The sequence below is a fragment of the Brevibacterium sp. S22 genome (assembly GCF_004745485.1).
Classification (GTDB): Bacteria; Actinomycetota; Actinomycetes; order Actinomycetales; family Brevibacteriaceae; genus Brevibacterium.
Genome location: NZ_RHFG01000041.1, coordinates 1 through 19,910 on the forward strand (window position 1 = coordinate 1; position 19,910 = coordinate 19,910).

20 protein-coding genes and 1 other RNA gene are annotated in these 19,910 nt (G+C 64.4%); 9 read left to right on the forward strand and 12 right to left on the reverse strand.

Going from position 1 to position 19,910, the window contains the following annotated elements; translation table 11 throughout:
• Positions 1-199 (forward strand): hypothetical protein (locus EB835_RS20470; RefSeq protein WP_205749987.1); only part of this gene is annotated, 199 nt, incomplete at its 5' end.
• Positions 200-511: 312 nt separating this feature from the next.
• Positions 512-2,251, forward strand: a complete 1,740-nt coding sequence (locus EB835_RS19110; RefSeq protein WP_135811030.1) for a thiamine pyrophosphate-binding protein — start codon at positions 512-514, stop codon at positions 2,249-2,251.
• Between the two features lie 962 nt (positions 2,252-3,213).
• Here the strand turns inward: EB835_RS19110 and EB835_RS19120 are convergent.
• From EB835_RS19120 to EB835_RS19175, 12 genes are all read right to left on the reverse strand, one after another.
• Complete coding sequence (locus EB835_RS19120) at positions 3,214-4,230, reverse strand: DUF418 domain-containing protein (protein WP_240688866.1); 1,017 nt, start codon at positions 4,228-4,230, stop codon at positions 3,214-3,216.
• A gap of 87 nt (positions 4,231-4,317) precedes the next feature.
• A complete protein-coding gene (locus EB835_RS19125; RefSeq protein WP_135811032.1) occupies positions 4,318-4,953 on the reverse strand; it encodes a response regulator in 636 nt (211 codons plus the stop codon).
• Positions 4,950-6,149, reverse strand: a complete 1,200-nt coding sequence (locus tag EB835_RS19130; RefSeq protein ID WP_135811033.1) for a sensor histidine kinase — start codon at positions 6,147-6,149, stop codon at positions 4,950-4,952. The genes EB835_RS19125 and EB835_RS19130 overlap by 4 nt, the downstream gene beginning before the upstream one ends.
• 31 nt (positions 6,150-6,180) lie before the next feature.
• Positions 6,181-6,744: a hypothetical protein gene (locus tag EB835_RS19135; protein ID WP_135811034.1), complete on the reverse strand. Its 564-nt coding sequence runs from the start codon at positions 6,742-6,744 to the stop codon at positions 6,181-6,183.
• A gap of 196 nt (positions 6,745-6,940) precedes the next feature.
• Positions 6,941-7,288 (reverse strand): SdpI family protein, encoded by a 348-nt coding sequence (locus EB835_RS19140; protein WP_135811035.1) that lies wholly within the window; start codon positions 7,286-7,288, stop codon positions 6,941-6,943.
• A 271-nt stretch (positions 7,289-7,559) separates the two neighbouring features.
• Positions 7,560-7,937, reverse strand: a transfer-messenger RNA (tmRNA) gene (ssrA, locus tag EB835_RS19145).
• A gap of 218 nt (positions 7,938-8,155) precedes the next feature.
• The gene (smpB, locus tag EB835_RS19150) at positions 8,156-8,626 is read right to left on the reverse strand and encodes an SsrA-binding protein SmpB (protein ID WP_135811036.1); all 471 of its coding nucleotides are present in this window, start codon (positions 8,624-8,626) and stop codon (positions 8,156-8,158) included.
• A gap of 163 nt (positions 8,627-8,789) precedes the next feature.
• Positions 8,790-10,019: a peptidoglycan DD-metalloendopeptidase family protein gene (locus EB835_RS19155; protein WP_135811037.1), complete on the reverse strand. Its 1,230-nt coding sequence runs from the start codon at positions 10,017-10,019 to the stop codon at positions 8,790-8,792.
• Position 10,020: 1 nt separating this feature from the next.
• On the reverse strand, positions 10,021-10,935 hold the full coding sequence (ftsX, locus tag EB835_RS19160) for a permease-like cell division protein FtsX (protein ID WP_135811038.1): 915 nt from the start codon (positions 10,933-10,935) through the stop codon (positions 10,021-10,023).
• Positions 10,932-11,621 (reverse strand): cell division ATP-binding protein FtsE, encoded by a 690-nt coding sequence (gene ftsE / locus EB835_RS19165; RefSeq protein ID WP_135811039.1) that lies wholly within the window; start codon positions 11,619-11,621, stop codon positions 10,932-10,934. The genes ftsX and ftsE overlap by 4 nt, the downstream gene beginning before the upstream one ends.
• 299 nt (positions 11,622-11,920) lie before the next feature.
• Complete coding sequence (gene prfB, locus EB835_RS19170; protein WP_135811040.1) at positions 11,921-13,051, reverse strand: peptide chain release factor 2; 1,131 nt, start codon at positions 13,049-13,051, stop codon at positions 11,921-11,923.
• A 154-nt stretch (positions 13,052-13,205) separates the two neighbouring features.
• The gene (locus EB835_RS19175) at positions 13,206-14,432 is read right to left on the reverse strand and encodes a globin domain-containing protein (protein WP_135811041.1); all 1,227 of its coding nucleotides are present in this window, start codon (positions 14,430-14,432) and stop codon (positions 13,206-13,208) included.
• Positions 14,433-14,937: 505 nt separating this feature from the next.
• Between EB835_RS19175 and EB835_RS19180 the strand changes: the two genes are divergently transcribed.
• The 7 genes from EB835_RS19180 (at position 14,938) to EB835_RS19210 (ending at position 19,889) form a co-directional block, all read left to right on the forward strand.
• On the forward strand, positions 14,938-16,161 hold the full coding sequence (locus EB835_RS19180) for a CpaF family protein (protein WP_135811042.1): 1,224 nt from the start codon (positions 14,938-14,940) through the stop codon (positions 16,159-16,161).
• On the forward strand, positions 16,158-17,168 hold the full coding sequence (locus tag EB835_RS19185) for a type II secretion system F family protein (RefSeq protein ID WP_135811043.1): 1,011 nt from the start codon (positions 16,158-16,160) through the stop codon (positions 17,166-17,168). The genes EB835_RS19180 and EB835_RS19185 overlap by 4 nt, the downstream gene beginning before the upstream one ends.
• Positions 17,165-18,103 (forward strand): type II secretion system F family protein, encoded by a 939-nt coding sequence (locus EB835_RS19190; RefSeq protein WP_135811044.1) that lies wholly within the window; start codon positions 17,165-17,167, stop codon positions 18,101-18,103. Before EB835_RS19185 ends, EB835_RS19190 begins: the two co-directional genes overlap by 4 nt.
• A gap of 64 nt (positions 18,104-18,167) precedes the next feature.
• Positions 18,168-18,446 (forward strand): hypothetical protein, encoded by a 279-nt coding sequence (locus EB835_RS19195; RefSeq protein ID WP_240688868.1) that lies wholly within the window; start codon positions 18,168-18,170, stop codon positions 18,444-18,446.
• A gap of 43 nt (positions 18,447-18,489) precedes the next feature.
• The gene (locus EB835_RS19200) at positions 18,490-18,903 is read left to right on the forward strand and encodes a TadE/TadG family type IV pilus assembly protein (protein ID WP_135811045.1); all 414 of its coding nucleotides are present in this window, start codon (positions 18,490-18,492) and stop codon (positions 18,901-18,903) included.
• Entirely contained in the window at positions 18,896-19,414 is a 519-nt protein-coding gene (locus EB835_RS19205; RefSeq protein ID WP_240688867.1) for a hypothetical protein, read from the forward strand. The genes EB835_RS19200 and EB835_RS19205 overlap by 8 nt, the downstream gene beginning before the upstream one ends.
• A 1-nt stretch (position 19,415) precedes the next feature.
• Positions 19,416-19,889 carry a pilus assembly protein TadG-related protein gene (locus EB835_RS19210; RefSeq protein WP_135811046.1) on the forward strand — a complete coding sequence of 158 codons (474 nt, stop codon included), beginning with the start codon at positions 19,416-19,418 and terminating at the stop codon, positions 19,887-19,889.
• Positions 19,890-19,910 lie beyond the last annotated feature (21 nt).

Genomic DNA, 19,910 nt, shown 5'->3' on the forward strand with positions numbered 1-19,910 from the left:
TATCAGGCGGGAGGAGGAACTGCTGGTCACGATCGACCGGACGGTAGTTCTTAGCCATAGTCCATTGTCTCAAAAACGGCAATGGACCCTGTTGACAAACACGCCCAATCAATTCGGCAACAGGCTCTCGAAACAGATGGCACGAACGGGAGGTGACGCTCGTGTGCACGAAACCGATGAGGCTCCGCCCCAAACATGATGGGGGTCCGCACCGAATGTGATGCTGGGTCGGTCTGCGTGCCCGGTCATCACCCGACTTGGTGTCGTCGGCCACAGTCACCTATATTCGAAGAGTCAGGCTGAGCCGCCCTCAACGACGCCGGGAATCGGCGAACAGGGGCGAGCGCCCTTCAGCCGGTGTTCGAAAAAGGAGCACGAAGCCGCCGGCTCGGGGCCCCAACAGGGCGCCGAGCCCATCGGGTCGCAACGTCCCAACAGGTCACCGAGGCCGAGTCAGCGTGTGAGACATATATGGATCGAACTTCCATATCTCATCACCGATTGGCTTCTCATGGCTCATACTTCCGCGCACGTCGCGCACACCCTCGCCGCCCACATCGACGAGGTCTTCGGCCTCATGGGCAACGGCAACGCCTACTTCCTCGACGCCCTGCTGCGTGACACCTCGGCGACCTATACCGCCGTCCGCCACGAGGCCGGTGCCGTCGTCGCCGCCGACGCTCACTTCCGCACGTCTGGTCGGATCGCCGCGGCCACCACGACCTACGGTGCGGGGTTCACGAATACGCTCACCGCCCTCGCCGAGGCGGCCCAAGCCAGAGTGCCCCTCGTCCTCGTCGTCGGGGATGAGCCCACTTCCGGTCCGCGGCCGTGGGACGTCGACCAGATCGCGATGGCCTCGGCGGTCGGCGTGCGCACCTATACCGTCGGCCGGGTCGATGCCGCCGCCGCAACCGTGACGGCCATCGAGCATGCGCTGACCTACCGAGTGCCCGCGGTGCTGGCTATCCCCTACGATGTCGCGACACTGGAGATCGGTGAGATTCCGGCAGTGCCCGGTCCGGGACAGCCCTCTCCCCTGGTGCCTGATTCGGAGTCCGCTCAGGCTGCCCTTGACCGTCTGGCGGGTGAGCTCGCCGAGGCGAAGCGTCCGTTCCTCCTCGCCGGTCGCGGTGCGTGGCTGGCCGGGGCGGGCCCCGTCCTCGGCGAGCTGGCGGCGGCCACGGGTGCCTTGACCGCGACCACAGCACTCGGGCGCAACCTCTTTCCGGAATCCGAGTTCGACCTCGGCGTGGCCGGCGGGTTCGGAGCGCCTGCGGCGATGGACCGCATCCGCGAAGCCGATGTCGCCCTCGTCGTCGGAGCTTCCCTCAACCAATTCACGATGCGCTTCGGCGAGCTCTTCCATCCCACGACCTCGGTGTGGCAGATCGACACCGACGACCGCGCCACGCACGCCCGGGTGGGCGGATTCGTTCGCGCCGATGCCCGGCTGGCCGCCGCTGAGCTCGTCGAACGCCTGCACAGCGGTGACGGTGCGGTCGCTGCTGACGGTGCGCGAGGCACTGACGGTGGCCGAGAGGCCGGCGTGGCCGGAGATGCAGGCGCTGCTGACGGTGCTGCCGACCGCACACCGTGGCGAGAGACCGTCGACACGGTCGCCGACCGCGCATACGACATCGGGTCGGAGCTGGCCGACGATGGTCGGCTCGATCCGGGGGCTGCGGCGAGCCGCCTCGGCGAGGTTCTGCCGAAAGATCGGGTCGTCGTCTCCGATGGCGGGCATTTCATTGCCTGGGCGAATATGTTCTGGGAGCCGGCAGGACCGGAACGCCTCGCGATGGTCGGCACCGCTTTCCAGTCGATCGGGCTCGGCTGGCACAGTGTGGCCGGTGCGGCGCGGGCGAACCCGGAGGCGACGATCGTGCTCGCCACGGGTGACGGCGGCGGGGCGATGGCGCTGTCCGACCTCGACACCGCGATCCGAGTGGCCGGCGGTCGCGGCATGGCCGTGGTCTTCAACGATGCGGCCTACGGTGCCGAGGTCAACCTGTACGGGCTCAAAGGACTCGAGAAGTCGCCCATGCTCATCGACGAGATCGACTTCGCGGCCCTGGCCACGGCCGCCGGCGGTCGCGGGGTCGTAGTACGGTCGTTGGCCGATCTTGACGTCGTCGAGAGGTGGAAGGCTGCTCCTGTCGAGGACCGCCCATTTCTGCTTCTCGACCTGCGGATCTCAGGCGAGGTCATTGCGCCGTATCAGGAAGAGGTCATCCGCGTGAACTCGTGAGGTGACGCTGGGGCCCGGCCTAACAGGGTCGTGATGCCAACATCCCGGGAACAGTAGAGTTCATCGAGAGCCATTTTCCGAGGTCGCGATCAATCATGCGAGCCAATGTCATGCATACGTCATGACCTTCAGCGGCAGACTTACGCGCTCGCTGGCCGTTCAACGGAAATCCGTTGATGATCGGCTCATGATGAGCAACTCGGTTACGGAGCTCGTTCACGGTCTTGCACACACTGTGTGTCCATTCTCGGGTGAAATTGGGAACGGAGGCGGAAGTCGTATGGCGTTGAGCCCTGGCCTCGGCTCGTCCTCCAGGGAATGCCGACTTGAAGGCCTGGAGCCAGAGGGCTTCGTAGTCAACCTCGTACCGGCGGGGTTCCTTACCCACGTAGCTTCCCGCGTCGAGGAGGTTCGTCCAAAACCCGAACATGCACTGCGCGATAAGTCGGCCCGGTACGTCAGGATCGTCGGGACGATTTCGAACTGACGCATGGAGATGCCCCCAAGCTCGGTTGAGATTATTCGAAGTTCGATCGTCGAGGGGAACGTTGATGCTCGCGTACCAGTGTGAACCCCAAACTGCGGCGGCAGCTTCGTGCATAGAGTTTCTAAGAGCCACCTCTAGGATCGCGATATCGGCAAGAAACGCCACGGACAGATCCCGATTCCATACATAAAGTTCACGAGCCAGTACCGGATCGTGGCCTGCTGCATTGAGAAAGGTCTGGAACCTCGCTTCCGAGATACCCCGAGCGAGCCCACGATGTTCATCTGCCGAATCTGGCCGTTATGAGACATTCAGCTAGACTAGCTGTTGAAGTCCCCCGGATGAATGCCTGTAGTTCAGCTGCAGTGCACCGGGGGTTATTTCATTTCAACCGGTGCACGATAAGCAGAGTCACAGCGGATAGGTGGGCCAGATTGTCACCGCCGGAAATGTGCAATCTGGCCCCACCTATCTCTCAAGCGATGGCCTTCGCCACGCTGTCGAAGCGTCCCCAGGTGACGAATCGCCACAGCTTCTCCAGCGGGCCCTGGCCGAAGAACCGCAGCCACAGCGTGGACACGATGACCTGGAGGGTGAGGATCCCGATCGAGATGACGAGGCCGGCGAGGTAGCCGCCCTGGGAATCAAACCGGCTGAGGTCCGGGACCACCGCACGGACGACGACGATGAGGATCGTCGCGCCGACGTAGTTGCTCAGCGCCATCCGACCCAGCGGGGAGAACACGGGACGCAGGACCGCCTCGGCGGGGGTGCGCAGGAGCAGAACGAGGATGACGACGTAGGTGAATGCCATCGTGATGCCCAGGCCCGCGTTGATCCACTGGCTGATCTGACGCGTCTCGTAGTCGGTGACGAGGAATCCTGCCACGCTGATCACCGCAGTGAGCGAACCGAGCAGGGCGAGTCGGCCGGGGTGGTCGAGGGCGCGGCGGATGAGTCCGCTGCCGCCGGTGGCGAAGCCGAGGAGGAACAGGCCCGGGATGATCGCGAGCCCTCCCCCGGTCATGATGGCCGCGGCCGACAGGATGGCACCGAGGATGCCGGTGATGATGTTCAGCCACCGCCGGGGAATCCAGGTCGAGGGCAGGAGGACGACGATGCCGACGATCGCGTAGGGCAGGAGCGCCTCGCCGGGTTGGAGCAGCTGGTGAAGGCCGCCGATGACCGCGAGGAAGGCGAAGCGGCGGAGCAGGGCCAGGCGGGGGCGCGGGCTGCGCTCGGATGCGCTCAGCCACATCAGACCGAAGCCGATGCCGAAGAGGAACGAGAAGATCGGGAAGAAGCGGTTCTGAACGACATCCTCGTAGAACCGGTAGAAGCCGAGGGCCCCTCCCTCGACGCCGAGATCGAACATCGGGGGCAGGTTGACCAGGAGGATCCCGCAGAGGGCGAAGCCGCGGACGACGTCGAGGGCGACGATCCGGGACCGGCTGCGGGTCGGGGCAGTCGTTGCTGTCTGTGCTGCTGTCATGTCTTCCATCCTCTCTGCTCGTCGTGGGTCGAACATCGGTCCGGCGGCCGATTCTGCCCGAATGAGGTCAGCCGTTCGGCCGATTCATCACGGCTGATTCATCACGCCGGATTCCCACATCGCTGCAGCGATCTCGACGCGGTTGCGGGCCTCGAGGCGGGTCTGGATGTTGCCGAGATGGGTCTTCACGGTGCCGAGTGAGATGAAGAGGGTCTCGCAGATCTCCTGGTTGGTCCGGCCGATGGCGACGAGCTTCGCGACCTCACATTCCCGCTCACTCAGTCGCTCGACCGCGTGCGTGTCCGTACTCTGAGTCGCGGCCCGACGGCTGAGCAGGTCGAGGGTGAGCGAGGGTGAGATGAGAGCGTCGCCGTCCGCCGCTGCCCGGACACCGGCGATGAGGAGGTCGGCGCCGGCGTCCTTGAGCAGGAAACCGCTGGCGCCGCCTTCGAGTGCCGCATCGACATAGTCGTCATCGTCGAAGGTCGTGACCATGATGACCTGCGAATACGGAGTCAGCCGCGGCAGCGCGGCCAAACCGTCGAGGCGTGGCATCCGAATATCGAGAAGCACCACATCCGGCTGTTCGCGCTTGACCAGATCGATCGCCTCGACTCCATCAGCCGCCTGCCCGATCACGCGGATATCGGCTTCGGCGTCGAGGATGAGCGAGAACCCCATCCGCACCATCTCCTGATCGTCGACCACGGCGACGCTGATCATCGGCCCTCCCTTATCTGGTGTCTGTCCTGCGGGTTGAGCGGCAGTCGGGTGGTGACGCTCCACCCTCCGCCGAGTTCGGGCCCCGCCTCGATCCTCCCACCGAGGTGGCCCACCCTCACGCGCAGACTGCTCAGACCCGTACCGCTGCCGGCTCCGATTCCACCGTTGCCGGGCCCGTTGGTGACGGTCATGAGCAAGGTGCCGGGTTCGTCGTGGCCGGCACGATTCGCGGGGCTGTCCGGATCAGTGGGGTCGGTCGTCACGGTGACCGCCACCGGGGCATCGGCTCCGGCGTGGCGGCGCACGTTCGTCAGGGATTCGACGAGCACACGGTCGAGGACGGGCCAGACCGGGGCGGCCGCCTCGGTGGGGGTGTCGATCGTGATCGTCGCGGACTCACCGAACGCCGCGACCCGGTCGCGCAGGGCTTGCGGACCGGCCGCAATCGGTGTCCGGGAGACGGTCTCGTTGCGGGAATCGGACACCGCGCCCGCAGAGACGCCCGACGGAACAGCGGTTCGTGATTCACTGCGGGCGTCGGTGACGAGACGCCGGATCTCCTCGAGGGCGCGGGTTCCCGATTGTTCGATCTTGGCCAGGGCCGTCGTTCTCAGGTCCGGGTTGTCGCTGCGCCCGGCGGCCTGGGCGAGGACGACTATTCCGGTCACCTCGTGGGCGATGAGATCGTGGAGGTCGGTGGCGATGCGACGTCGCTCCGCCTCGGTGGCGGTGGCCTGTCTCTCGATCAGGGTGCGGTCGTTCGATCTCAGCATCAGTCCGATCGCGATCCCGGCGATGACCAGAGCGAACACCATCAGCGTGAAGATCGCACCGTCGGGCATGACCGTGGGGACGATGATGTTCGCGGCGCCCAGGACGATGATGGTCACGATGCTCAGCCGGTTTGAGGATGCCCGCGTGAGCATCGCCAGTGCCACCAAGCTCAGCCACAGGACCGTCAGACTCAGCGTGGCGGCGACGGCGGACAGGCCGAGAGCGGCGAGCAGGCCCGGGACTGCCCACACCAGTTGGGCGGGCCGGCCCGGGTGCAGTTGGGCCCGGATGAGGAAGGGCATGACGACGGCAACGGCGATGACATTGCCGAAGATGAGCGACCACCCGCTGCCGATGAGCAGTTCGAGGGCGAAGGCCAGCGGGACCGGGACCAACCACAGCCAGGTGAAGAGTCGTCTCATTTGCTCACAGTCTAGTTGCACAGGATGCAGTTCACCCGCAGTTCGGATCTGCGTATTCGATCTCGACGATGACTCCGTCGTCACCGGCGCTCACAGCCCGCACCTCGGCGGTACGGGGAAGAGCCATGCTGCTGTGCTGCCGTCCGTTCGCGAGCACCTCAAGGAAGGCGTCGGTATGAGCGGTGCGGGCGGAAAAGGTCACTTTGTCACCGCCGATGGTGGCTGCCTCGCTGTAGGAATCATCGGGATTCTTCACCGGGCTGACCTGTCCGGACGGGTAGTCGAAGGTGATGAAACGGGTGAGTCGATCGGCGTGACCATCGACGAGGTGGTGGACGAGAACCTGGTCCTTATTCGTTCCCGCTCCCGGTTCAATGTCGACGTAGCTGAGGTCGGCGGTGTGCTGTGCGGCGTAGAGCAGGTAGGGACGCCCGTGGACATCGATCTTCTCGGGCGTGATCTCGCAACCGTCCAGATAACCGGAGACGTCTGCTTCGAGTGCGACTTTCGCGCGCTGTTCAGCGACGATGAGTCCGCCGATGAGGGCGATGAGGATGACGACGATGATGCCGAGGGTGATGAGTGCCTTCTTCATGGGTGGCGTGTGTCCTTGTCGGATCGGAGTGGGCAGCCACCGAGCTCGACCGCATGTTCGGGGCGGACGCGTGGCTGCTGGCTGGCACTGCCGATCCTTCCGCTTTCGGCCATGCTGAACCTCGGCCGAACGGCTGATCGGGCTCGGCCGAGTGGCCGGAAAAGAGGCGCCTCGCAGGCGCGGGTATCCAGGGTGTCTAGACGTTCTTCGCCGCGGCGTTCGCCTTCGACACCGCAGCGACACACGCACCGAGGATGAGGATCCACCCGGCCACCGCCAGGATGTGCCCGAGCCGAGTCGGCCAGGAGAGGAGTTCGACACCGGCAAGGGCGAGAGCGAAGAGGCAGCAGAGCACGTTGATGCCGATGAGCGCCGGTATTGCAGCATGGTGACCTCGCAGCCAGGCAGCATCGGAGGCCATCGTGTGCCTGGAGCGGATGCCGATGGCACGATTGCGGGTGAGGCGGTTGCGGCGGATGGCGGCGACGAGCAGAGTGCTGACGGCTCCGACGATGAGGTAGCTGATCAACGGCGGATAGAACATGTGCCCAGCACCTCCTCGACAAACTTTCTTGCCGTCATCCTAACTGCCGCTTCGCCCCTGACGGAGTTTGACCTCGGCTGGCTTCTGGAAGCGGTGGGCGTGACGCGACGGACGCCTGGCAGGACTCTGCCGACTGCCGGCGGGGACTCTGCCGGCGCCCGTGGGGACTCTATCGACGCCTGTGGGGACTCTGTCGACGCCTGTGGGGACTCTGTCGACGGCCGGAAGGGATGAAGAAGGCCTCGGATTCATTGGGAACCCGAGGCCTATGGAGTGGAGATGGCGGGAATCGAACCCGCGTCCGTCGGCAGATTGTCAGGACTTCTCCGGGCGCAGTTCGTGAAGTAGTGTCTTAGGTTCTGGCCCTTGCACGAACACATGGACCAACGAACGGAGTTGAGTAAGAGTCCCTCAGGCACCCCCAACATGTGCCTGAAGCAGTGGCCTCTTAAGCGACGCCAGGATCTAGAGCAGAGGCAACTCTAGGCTGACGGATTCGCAGCTCGCGCTCTATCAGGCAGCGAGGGCGAAATCGGTGCGGTTGTTAGACTTAGCACCTATTGTTTTGCAGAGGACATTAACGAGATGACTCTGCATTCTCGGCCCGCTTCTCCCGACGCAGTGTCCAACGTCGAAACCGATCATCCCCATATTCTGTTGCCAATCCTGTCCCAGCTCTGGCACCCGCTGACGCGGGCTTCTCGGCTGGTCAGGAACTCCAGCATACTCGGTCAACACCGGCCGAGCCAATCGTATTCCACACGGTGCCGGCCAAGGATCCAGCCGCCTCGGCGTCGTTGTGGAGATGGCGGGAATCGAACCCGATTCCGCACTGCCGCGCCCAGGACACGGCCACCTCGGCGAGGGTCAGAGGAACTGTTTGGACTTCATCGCACGTTCGGCTTCGCGCTTGTCCTGCGCCTCGCGCAGAGCCTGTCGTTTGTCCCATTCGCGCTTGCCCTTGGCCAGGGCGATCTCGACCTTGACGCGTGAACCGTCGAAGTAGAGTTCGAGCGGGACCAGCGTCCGGCCGGATTCCTTGACCTTCTGCGAGAGCTTGAGGATCTCCTCGCGGTGGAGCAGCAGCTTGCGGCGCCGCCGGGCCGAGTGGTTCGTCCACGTCCCCTGCAGGTATTCGGGGATGTAGACGTTCTCCAGCCAGGCCTCGTTCTGGAAGATGAGGGCGAAGCCATCGGTGAGCGAGGCACGACCTTCGCGCAGCGATTTCACCTCGGTGCCGGTGAGTACGAGTCCGGCCTCCCACGTGTCTTCGATGTGATAGTCGTGGCGTGCCTTGCGGTTCCTCGCAATGACTTTCTTGCCTGTGTCCTTCGCCATGACCGGCCTCCTCTCTGCTCCCGATCACCTGTGCAGGCGTTTGCCGGCACAGCCGTCTATTCTATCCCATCGACCACGTTCCGCACGCCCGGCCCCTCCCCGAACTACCTGACGGCGGCTTAGCAACCTGGCGCCAGGGTGCAGAGCCGCCGTCGGGTAGTAATTAGAAGACGAAGGGTTTGGGGTCGACGTAGCCGCCGTTCTTCATGATCTCGAAGTGGAGGTGGCAGCCGGTCGAGGCTCCCGTCGTGCCCGAGTACGAGATGACCTGACCCTTCTTGACCTTCTGGCCGTCGTGGACCTTCAGCTTCGTGTTGTGGTTGTAGGTCGACGCGATCGAATCGCCCTTGATCTTGCCGTGGGAGACGACGACGCGGTTGCCGTAGCCTCCGGTCCACCCGGAGGTGACGACGATGCCGTCGCCGGCCGCTCGGATCGGGGTTCCGCATGGCACTCCGAAGTCCATTCCCGTGTGCAGTTTGCGTGCGCCGGTGATCGGGTGGACGCGGTATCCGAATGGAGACGTCGTCGGATATCCCTCGGCCGGATTGGCCAGGACTCCGTCGCCGAAGACGAACTTGCCCTTCTTCTCCTGCGCCTTCTCCCACTCCCTGACCTTCTCGGCCAACCGATCCTGCTCGGCCTTCTCCTCGGCCAGCTGCTTCTCTGTCTTGTCCTTGTTGTCGGAGATGGTCTTCTCCGCATCATCCTTCGTGGAGATGAGGTCATTGAGACTGTCGGCCTTCTTCTTCGCGTCGACCTGCGCGGCTTCCTTGGCCACCACCGCCTCAGCGGCTTCGTCCTTGAGGACGGAGATCTTCTCGGTCACGCCCGAAAGCCGCTCTTCGTTGTTCTTGTTCAGAGCCCGCTGTTCGGAGAGCTTGTCGATCGTGCGCTGCTGGCTGCGCACCGCCGAGTCGACGCGTCCGATGCCGCCGTCGGCGCTTGTGCCCTCAGCCATCTGCAGAAGCATCGCCAGATCGGAGGTGATGCCTGAGTTCTGGTACGCCTGTCGCCCGATGCGCGCCGCCGAGGTCTTGTGCTTGTCGATCTCGTCCGTGCCGGATCTGATCGTGCTCTTGAGATCCTTCTGCGCGTTCTCCGCCGAGGTCAGGCGCGCAGCCATGTCCTCGTCCTTCTCGATCGCTTCAGCGAGGGCATCGTCGGCGGCCTTCGATGCGGCTTCGGCATCCGGCAGCTTCTCCTGCGCGGCATCGCGTTCGGCGATGACGCGGGCGAGGTCCTCATCGAGGCCCTCGAACTCCTGCTGGAGTTCCTTGACGCGATCATCGACCTCGCTCTTGTCGTCGCGTGGGTCAGCCACCACCGAGGTGACCGGCATGACCACTGCCAGTGCAGCCGCCGTGATGATCAGTCCGAGTCTGTGTCTCATCTCAGACCTTCGTGTACTTGTTCAATGTGATCAGCGACGAGGCTCCAGCCATGAGCACGCCGATGATGATGAGTACGGGGGCGATGAGGAGGACGTCCCATCCGGAGATGAGGCTGAACCCGGTGGCCTGCGACTGCAGCCAACCGCTGACGCCGAAGTGGACGAGCAGCCCCAGAGCACCGGCGGACAGGGTCGCACCGATGGCCGAGGCGATGACGCCCTCGAGCAGGAACGGCATCTGGATGAAGGTGTTCGACGCGCCGACCAGGCGCATGATGCCGGTCTCTCTGCGTCTGGAGAACGCGGAGAGTCGGATGGTGGTGGCGATGAGCAGCATCGCGCACAGCAGCATGATGCCGGCGATCGCGATCGCCACGATGGTCGCGATGTTGAGCACCCCGAACAGCCTGTCGAGCAGCTGGTTCTGGTCGACGACCTCTTCCACACCGGAGGTGGAGGAGAACGATTCCTTGATGATGTCGTACTTCTCGGCGTCCTTGAGCTTGACCCGGAAGGACTCGTTCATCTCGTCCTTGGGCACGGTGCCCTCGAGGCTGGTGCCTTTGAACTGATCCTGGAAATGCTCGTAGGCCTCGGACTTGTCCTCGAAGTAGACCTTGTCGACATAGGGAGCGAGCTCGGAACTTTCGAGTTCGGCCCGGATCTGGTCCTTCTGGTCTCCCGTGACCTCACCGTCGACGCAGTTCGTCGCCTCCGAATCCGGCGGGCACAGGAACACGGAGACCTGCACACGGTCGTACCAGAAGTCCTTCATCTGACCGACCTGCATCTGCAGCAGGATCGCGGCACCGACGAAGAGCAGGGACACGAAGGTCACGAGCACGACGGAGATGACCATGGAGAAGTTCCGGCGCAGACCCGACCAGACTTCGGAGAGGATGAAACCGGCCCTCATGAGGCGACTCCGTACGTGCCCTCTTCGACGTCGCGGACGATTTCGCCCTCGCGCAATTCGATGACACGACGACGCATCCGGTTGACGATCTCACCGTCGTGGGTGGCCATGAGCACCGTGGTGCCGTTGCGGTTGATCTTTTCGAGCACGTTCATGATGTCGGCACTTGTCGTCGGGTCGAGGTTGCCTGTCGGCTCGTCGGCGAGCAGGATTCCGGGCTTGTTGACCACCGCGCGGGCAATGGCCACACGCTGCTGCTCACCGCCGGAGAGCTCGCTGGGATAGCGCTTCTCCTTGCCTGCCAGGCCCACGGTCTCCAGGACATCGGGGACGAGGGTCGACATGGCAGCGCGGGACTTCCCGATCACTTGGAGGGCGAAGGCGACATTGGCGAACACGTTCTTGTTCGGCAGCAGGCGGAAGTCCTGGAACACGGTTCCGATCCCCCGCCGCAGGTAGGGCACCTTCCAGCTGGGCATCCTCACGACGGACTTCCCGGCGATGTGAATCCGCCCGGAGGTCGGGACCTCTTCACGCAGAATGAGGCGGATGACCGTCGACTTTCCCGAACCGGAGGCCCCGACGAGGAACACGAATTCCCCGCGGTCCGCCTCGAACGAGATGTCGTCGAGCGCTTTGCGGGAACGTGCGTCGTAGGACTTCGAAACGGAGTCGAATCTGATCAAGTCGGTCTTCAATCATGTTGCGGGTGGCTCGGCCGATTCCACTGTACGTAACAGTCCCGTGATGTTCGGGGAGGCGGCCGGGCGTGTGTTGCGATCTGATGAAGTTCACAGTGACCGGGCTCTGGCCGTCTCGGCGATCGGTTCGACCATCAGATTCGATACGTTTCTGACCAGATTTCGTGCGCTGATGACCACTTATGGTGCAGCACCGACCACTCCGCGTTCCTCACATCTGTTCGCAATCAGATGGGACGCACCGAATGTGGTTTCGACGCGTGGGCAACTGTGGTTTCGAAGGCTCAGGCCCCGGCTTCGGCCTCTTCGGCCATCTCCTGTTCCTTGCGCCAGCGGATGCCGGCCTCGATGAGTCCGTCGAGGTCACCGTCGAAGACTGCTGAGGGGTTGTTGACCTCGTAACCGGTGCGCAGGTCCTTGACCATCTGGTACGGGTGGGTGACGTACGAGCGCATCTGGTCGCCCCAGCTGGCCTTGATGTCGCCGGCCAGCTCCTTCTTCTGCGCGGCCTCTTCCTGACGCTTGAGGTCGAGGAGTCGCGACTGGAGCACACGCATCGCAGCCTCACGGTTCTGAATCTGGGACTTCTCATTCTGCATGCTCACGACCACACCCGTGGGAATGTGCGTGATGCGCACGGCCGAGTCCGTGGTGTTCACCGACTGGCCACCGGGCCCGGAGGACCGGTAGACGTCGATGCGCAGATCGTTTTCGTCGACGTCGACATGGTCGGTGGATTCGATGAGCGGGACCACCTCGACGGCGGCGAACGAGGTCTGGCGGCGTCCCTGGTTGTCGAAGGGGCTGATGCGCACGAGGCGGTGGGTGCCGGCCTCGACGGACAGGGTGCCGTACGCGTACGGGGCGTTGATCTGGATCGTCGCTGACTTCACTCCCGCACCTTCGGCGTAGGAGGTGTCGAGCTCCTGGACGTTGTAGCCGCGGTTCTCCGCCCATCGGATGTACATGCGGGTGAGCATCTGCGCCCAGTCTGTCGCGTCATCGCCGCCGGCGCCCGAGCGCACCGTGACCACGGCGGAGCGCTCATCGTATTCGTGGCTGAGCAGAGTGGAGATCTCGAGTTCGGCCAACTGATCGTGCAGCTTCCTGATGTCGCGGTCGGCTTCTTCGAGCGAGTCCGCATCGCCTTCGTCCTGAGACATCTCGACGAGCAGTTCGGCATCGTCTATGCGCTCACCGAACTTCTCGAGCTTGTCCAGGGTTCCTTGCCTATGAGAGAGCTTGGCCGAGATCTTCTGCGCCGAATCGGGGTCGTCCCAGAATGTCGGTGACGACGCCTGCTCCGTGAGCTCGGCGACCTCGTCGCGCAGATTGTCCAGATCGGACACGTCGAGAATCGCTTTGTACGTCTGGCGGAGGTTGGCGATTTCAGAAGAGTAATCAGTAGTGGCCATAATGATCCGATTCTAGTGCATGACCGGGGCCTGCCCAGAACCGAAAGATGCGCGCCGAGGCGGCCCCACCTCGGCGCGCATCTGTACGATCCCCCGCCTTGAGCGAGGATGAGCCCGCCGGTGCGGTCCCGCCGCTCGCAGACGCGGTCCGGCCTCAGGCCGGCTGCAGCGCGGGGACCGTGGCCCAGGTGTCGGGGCCGAAGACCTCGAAGTGGATGTTGCCCTCGGGCACGTCGAGTTCGTCGAGGCCGCGGCGCACGGCCTTCATGAACGGGGGCGGGCCGCACAGGTAGACCTGCGCGTCGACGACCACGTCCACCTCGGTGAGGTCGATGAATCCTTCGTGGACGGTCGCCGTCGCACTCCGTGCTCCGAGCTGCTCGTACCAGTGGTGCATTCTGGCGCCGGGCAGCTGGTTGACCAGCTGCGCCATCTCCTGCCGGTGGGCGTGGGTGGCCATGGACTGGTCGGCGTGGAGGACGGTGACCGGCCGCTGGGACTCCTTGGACACGAGGTCGTTGAGCGCCCCGAGGATCGGGGTGCAGCCGATGCCGGCGGAGACGAGCAGCAGCGGGGTCTCGGCCTCTTCGACGACGAGGTCGCCGTACGGCAGGGAGCAGCGGATGGTGTCGCTTTCGAAGACGTTGCCGTGGATGAAGTTCGACACCTCCCCTGCGGGGACACCCGCCTCGGTGCGTCCGGGTTCGGCCTTGATCGTCACGGTCCAGGACACACGCGAGGTCGCCCGGGTGAGGCTGTACTGCCGGATCTGGTGCGCCCCATCGGGCAGCTCCACCTGGATCGAGATGTACTGTCCGGGTCGGGCCTGCGGCAGCATGCCGCCGTCGGGGCGGGCGAGGACGAGGCTGATCGTGTGCGGTGATTCCTGCCGACGGCGGATGACGGTCAGCTCGGACCAGACCTCACCGGGGTCGACATCGTGGCGGGCGTAGAGTTCATGCTCGGCGCGGATGAGCGTGTGTGCCATGTCCCAGTAGACCTCGGTCCAGGCGTCGACGATCTCGGGGGTGGCCGCGTCGCCGAGGACCTCGCCGATGGCGGCGAAGAGGTGTTCATAGACGATCGGGTACTGGTCTTCGGTGATGCCCAGGGAGGCGTGTTTGTTCGCGATCCGGCTCATCATCGCGTCGATGTTCGGTGCATCTTCGGATACGAGCAGGCTCGCATAGGCGGCGATCGCACCGGCCAGCGCCTTCTGCTGCTCGCCCTGAGCCTGATTGCCGCGGTTGAACAAGTCGCGCAGCAGATCGGGGCGGGCAGTGAACATCCGGTCGTAGAAGATCGGAGTGATGTCACCGATGGCGGATCCGATGACGGGAAGGGTGTCCCTCACGATGGCGAGAGCGGGCTGGGAGATCACTTCTGCTCCTTTTGCGGCATGGTCGCCGCGGTGCTGGAACGGCCTTTTCAGGTCGCTGTTCTGCTTGCATTTTCGACGCTACTACGACACGCAGACCGTTTTCTACACGATGTAGAATTTGAGATTCTCGGTACCACAATCGAAGCTCGTCAGAGCCGGCTCAATCGGCTTCGCCCTATCGCAGCGCGCCTCCGAGGAGGGGGGGGCGCAGACTTTCACGCCAGCGGCAGAAAAGCGCCGCCGGCGGGAGACTTGATTCATCCCACCGGCGGCGCGGCTCACAGTGCTTCAGGTGAAGTCTGGTGAGGAGAATATAGACCGAAACCACCCCTCACGCAAGACAAGAGCGCACCACAATGACATTCATGAAACTACACGGTGAGCATTTGCGTAAACGCCTCGAGGTTATCCACAGATTTGGGAAATCACTAGATTCTTCATTCGACTACAGATAGGTTAAACAGCAAATCACGCTGTCAATTGAATGATCGGGCAAGGGTTCAGAGTGGAAGCCACCGAAGTCATCACCAGCGAGGTTCACAAACGGATCAGAGATCTCGATGTGGACCCGCGCGCCGATACTCAGCGCTCTCGCGAGCTCATTCGCACCGTCATCGCCGAATACGATGAGCGCAGCCTGGTCGCCGATCTTCCGCTCCTCGAGGACAAAGAGGCGACTTTTCGGCATATCGATCATCAGCTTTCGGGTTTCGGTGCGCTCCAGGACTATTTCGATGATGACCATGTCGAAGAGATCTGGGTGAATTCGCCCAGCGAGGTCTTCATCGCTGTCGACGGAGTCCACCAACTGACGACGACGAAGCTGAGTTCGAATGAACTCGATGACCTCATCGAGCGGATGCTGCGGACCTCGGGGCGTCGCGTCGATCTGTCTCAGCCATTCGTCGACGCCATTCTGCCCGACGGTTCCCGGCTGCATGTGGTGCTGCCCGATATCACCCGCAATCATCCGGCTGTGAATATCCGCAAGTTCATCGCCCGGCCTCGCAATCTCGCCAACCTCGTCGCTCACGGATCGCTGACACCCGGTGCCGCTGAATTCCTTGACGCCGCCGTAGCGGGCGGGGCGAACATCCTCGTCTCCGGAGCGACCCAGGCGGGCAAGACCACGATGCTCAACGCCTTGGCCGGGTCGATTCCGGCCCGCGAACGCACGATCTCCTGTGAAGAGGTCTTCGAACTCAATCTGCCCAGTCGCGACTGGGTGCCCATGCAGTGTCGGCAGCCGTCGCTCGAAGGCACCGGCGAGGTCACTCTCCGCGCACTGGTCAAAGAGGCTCTGCGGATGCGTCCGACGCGCATCATCGTCGGCGAGGTCAGAGAGGCTGAAAGTCTCGACCTCCTGGTCGCGCTGAATTCTGGGCTGCCCGGGATGGGCACCATCCATGCGAACTCGGCCCGGGCGGCGATCACGAAGATCTGCACTCTGCCCCTGCTGGCCGGGGCGAACATCTCCTCAGCGTTCGTCGTTCCCACCGTCGCCGTCAGCCTCGACATCGTCGTTCACCTGCGGCGAGACCCCTCGGGAGTGCGAAGGGTCGATGAGATCTGCGCGGTGCCCGGCGGAGTCGAAGGCGACGTCGTCGAACTCGACACGATCTTCCATTCGCCACGCGGACAGCTCATCCGCGGGCAGGGGTTCGGCCACCTCGCCGAGCGGTTTGCGGCCATCGGACGCGATCTCCACTCCATTCTGGAGGCGGCGTGAGCTATTCGCAGTCCGCTCTGCTCATCGGTGCCTGCCTCGGCGCGGGGCTGTTCCTCATATGGATGTCGCTGTGGCAGCGGCCGCGGGGCAGACGGACGCAGTCGCGATGGATGCGCGAACTCGATGACATGCTCACCGGAGCAGGATTTCCGCGGCTGCGGCCGGCCCACCTCCTGCTCATCTCGCTTGCGGCGTTCTGTGTCGTTGCGGTCGTATCGACGGTGCTCACCGGCTCGTGGGCGATCGCACTGTGTTTCGGCCTCTTCGCCTCCTGGCTGCCTCACCGGACCCTGCAGCATCGGGCGCGCAGCCGACAGGTGATGCGCAGGGAGCTGTGGCCCGAAACTCTCGACCACCTCAATTCCGGAGTCCGTGCGGGCCTCTCCCTGCCCGAAGCGCTGAGTTCCCTGGCTCATCGCGGACCCGAACCGCTGCGACCGCTGTTCGAAGTCTTCGCCGAGGAATACCGGGCCAGCGGCTCCTTCGCCTTGGCGTTGGAGCGGTTCCGGCAGGTCAGCGCCGACCCGGTGGCCGATCGCATCGTCGTCGCGCTCAGCGTCACCCGGCAGGTCGGCGGCAGCGATCTGGGCACCATGCTGCGGGCCTTGGCACAGTTCGTCCGCGACGATGCCCGCACCCGCAATGAGCTCTCCGCCCGGCAGCAGTGGACGGTCAACGGCGCCCGATTGGCCGTCGCCGCACCGTGGGTGGTCCTCGCCTTCCTGTCGACCCGACCCGAAACAGCGGTGGCGTACAACTCGCGCACCGGTCTGATCCTCCTGGCCGCGGGATTCGTCGTCTCTCTGCTGGCGTATCAGGCGATGAAGCGCATCGGGCGGCTCCCGTCCGAACCCCGGGTCATCGAGGGATCCTCGCTCAGCGCCGCCCACCGAGGTTTTGCCGATAAGGGCGCGGGCGGCGGATTCACAAGCGACCTCGCGGACGGGCTGGAGGGTCGGGGAAGCCGATTCGAAGGCGGAAACCACGCGGACGGGCGGGCGGCATGAGCCTCCTCGGCGAACCTCTGCCCATCCTGGCCCTCGGACTCTTCAACGGTTTCGCATTATGTGTCTTCGTCCTCGCCCTCCCGCCGCTGCGCAGGCCGACGCTGTCGTCGCGGATCGCCCCCTATCTGCGAGACCAGGAATCCTTGGTCGATATCTATGCTCCTCCGACTCCGCGTACGGAGGGATTCTGGGGTCTGGTGAAGTCATGGTTGGTCAGCTCGACGCTGTGGGTGACCTCGCGCATCACCACGGATGCGACCCTGCGGCTGCGCATCGACCGCCTCGGCGGGAATGCCACGATCGAACGCTTCCGCATCAACCAGGTGCTGAGCATCCTCGTCGGCATGATCGTCGCCGGGGGTCTGGCCGGGGCGCTGTCGGCGCAGCGCGGGTTCTCCCCCATCGTCACCCTCATCCTCGTCATCAGCGGCGGCGTGGCCGGGCACGTCTTCAACGATTGGCGACTCAGCCAAGCCATCGCCCGCCACGAATCCCGTGTGCTCGCCGAATTTCCCACCGTCGCCGAACTCCTGGCACTGTCCATCACCGCCGGTGAGGGCATTGTGGAGGCGCTCGAACGGGTGTGCCGCACCTGCTCCGGCGACCTCGTCGACGAACTCCGCGCGGCTCTGGCCGCCACCCGCACCGGGACTCCGCTGGTCGAAGCCCTCGACGCGATGGCCACCCGTATCGCCATCCCCGAGATCGTCCAGTTCGTCGACGGCCTCGCCGTGTCGATGACCCGCGGCACCCCGTTGGCTGAAGTGCTGCGCTCCCAAGCCGCTGACGTGCGCGAACAGTCCCGAAGGAGGCTGCTCGAGCTGTCGGGTCGCAAAGAGATCGGGATGCTCGTTCCGGTAGTCGTGTTCGTGCTGCCCGTCACCGTGATCTTCGCCGTCTTCCCATCCCTGACCGTCCTCGACCTCAGCCCGTAACGACGAGCCCCGGACCACCAATCACGCGGATCGAACACTCGACCTCGCCGATGAAGGAGACACGATGTTCCACCAGCTCACCTATCGCCTCGTCCCGCTCATGCTCGGGCTGATCCCCGGTTCCCCTCCCCCTGGAGGGACCACCATCACCGAGGCGGCCGACCACGGCATCGACCCGGATCTCACCCCCGATGTCGACCGTCCCGATCGCGGGGACGTGCCCGGGTGGGTCCTCATCACTCTGATGACCGCGGGCCTGGTGGTCGCGCTGTGGGCATTGGCCGGCGAAGCCTTCACCTCGATGTTCCAAGACGCGATGAACAAGGTCCGCGGGGCCGGGTGACCAGGGGGCGACCTGAGGCAGCGAGACGGAACGGGACAGCCGAATGATGGCCGCCTCGGTGCCGGTCGCGGGCGAGCGCAGAGATTCGGGCTCGGCCGTCGCCGAATTCGCCCTCATTGCCTCGCTGCTGGCCCTCATCTTGGCTGGGGCGCTGCAGATCGGTCTCGTCATCCACGTCAGAAACACGGTCATCGACTCCGCCATCGCGGGAGCGAGGCAGGCGAGTCTGGCCGATCAGACGCCACGCGACGGGCAGGAACTCACACGCGACCTCATCCGAGTATCCGTGGGCGAGCGCTATGCCCGGCAAGTCACCGTCACGACATTGCAGCGCGGTGCCGTCGAGATCGTCGAGGTGCGAGTGACGACTCCGCTCCCGGTCCTCGGACTGTGGGGACCGGCCGAAGTCTGGGACCTGCGCGGTCGGTCCATCGTCGAGGACATCGACCGTGACTGAATCCGAGTCCGGTCGGGGTATCGCCCCCGATCACACGCTCGACGGTCGGGAGACTGCCGAACCGCTGGCACGGGCAGACGAGGGGACGGCGCATCTGGCAGGGGCAGATGAGGGAACGGCGGTCATCGAGTTCATCTTCGCCTCCATCGTCCTGCTCATTCCGGTCATCTACCTCATGCTCACCCTCTCCCAGCTGCAGGCGGCCAGCTATGCGACCACCTCGGCGGCCATGTCAGCCTCCCGCATCGCCGCTCGCGATGCGAATCCGTCAGAGGCTCGCGCCCAGGCCGTTGCGAAGATGCATTTCGCGGACTTCGGACTGCGTGATGCGCCGACCTCCATCACCTACTCCTGCACCGGGCCCTGTGGACAAGCAGGGTCCCTCGTCACCGCGCGTATCGAGACGAAAGTGTCGCTGCCCGGGTTCCCACTCCTCTTCGGTCCCGACCGTTCACCGCACATCACTTTGCGCGCGAACCACACCGACGTCGTCGCCACAGGCCGTCACTGATATGCCGACCACAGGGAAGCACGATTCGCAGCAGCGGCAGGAATCGCTGTTGTGCCATGACTCGGACTCCGGATCGATCACCCCTCTGGCCATCGGCTTCGTCGTCATCGCCTTGCTGCTGGCATTCCTCATCGCGGCCCTGACCGATCTGCACATGGCACGTCGTGAGCTGCAGGGGCTTGCTGACTCTGCCGCGCTGGCGGCCTCGGACTCGTTCGAACCGGCTCCCGGTGAGGAACCCGGTCTCGTGTTCTCACCTCCGGCGGCCAAACGGGCTGCTGGACGGTACCTCGGCGCAGTCCAGACTCCGAAGAACATGCACAATCTGCGTTTGAGCGCCGATGCCGACGGGACGCATTCGGTGCGCATCCGCATCGAAGCCCGCTACTCACCGGCGCTGCTCTCACCGTTTCTGCCCGGACTCATCGACCTCCAGGCCACGGCCCACGCGAGGGGTGCCCTCCGCATCGACTGACGGCCGCGGTCGACTCCGACA

Bases quoted from the DNA above. Each gene is read 5' to 3' on its own strand.
- EB835_RS19135 (WP_135811034.1), bottom strand. From the start codon at position 6,744: ATGAAGAAGGCACTCATCACCCTCGGCATCATCGTCGTCATCCTCATC.
- EB835_RS19195 (WP_240688868.1), top strand. From the start codon at position 18,168: ATGTTCCACCAGCTCACCTATCGCCTCGTCCCGCTCATGCTCGGGCTG.
- EB835_RS19120 (WP_240688866.1), bottom strand. From the start codon at position 4,230: ATGACAGCAGCACAGACAGCAACGACTGCCCCGACCCGCAGCCGGTCC.
- EB835_RS19140 (WP_135811035.1), bottom strand. From the start codon at position 7,288: ATGTTCTATCCGCCGTTGATCAGCTACCTCATCGTCGGAGCCGTCAGC.
- EB835_RS19130 (WP_135811033.1), bottom strand. From the start codon at position 6,149: ATGAGACGACTCTTCACCTGGCTGTGGTTGGTCCCGGTCCCGCTGGCC.
- EB835_RS19210 (WP_135811046.1), top strand. From the start codon at position 19,416: ATGCCGACCACAGGGAAGCACGATTCGCAGCAGCGGCAGGAATCGCTG.
- EB835_RS19190 (WP_135811044.1), top strand. From the start codon at position 17,165: ATGAGCCTCCTCGGCGAACCTCTGCCCATCCTGGCCCTCGGACTCTTC.
- EB835_RS19125 (WP_135811032.1), bottom strand. From the start codon at position 4,953: ATGATCAGCGTCGCCGTGGTCGACGATCAGGAGATGGTGCGGATGGGG.
- prfB (WP_135811040.1), bottom strand. From the start codon at position 13,051: ATGGCCACTACTGATTACTCTTCTGAAATCGCCAACCTCCGCCAGACG.
- ftsX (WP_135811038.1), bottom strand. From the start codon at position 10,935: ATGAGGGCCGGTTTCATCCTCTCCGAAGTCTGGTCGGGTCTGCGCCGG.
- EB835_RS19155 (WP_135811037.1), bottom strand. From the start codon at position 10,019: ATGAGACACAGACTCGGACTGATCATCACGGCGGCTGCACTGGCAGTG.
- EB835_RS19200 (WP_135811045.1), top strand. From the start codon at position 18,490: ATGATGGCCGCCTCGGTGCCGGTCGCGGGCGAGCGCAGAGATTCGGGC.
- EB835_RS19110 (WP_135811030.1), top strand. From the start codon at position 512: ATGGCTCATACTTCCGCGCACGTCGCGCACACCCTCGCCGCCCACATC.
- smpB (WP_135811036.1), bottom strand. From the start codon at position 8,626: ATGGCGAAGGACACAGGCAAGAAAGTCATTGCGAGGAACCGCAAGGCA.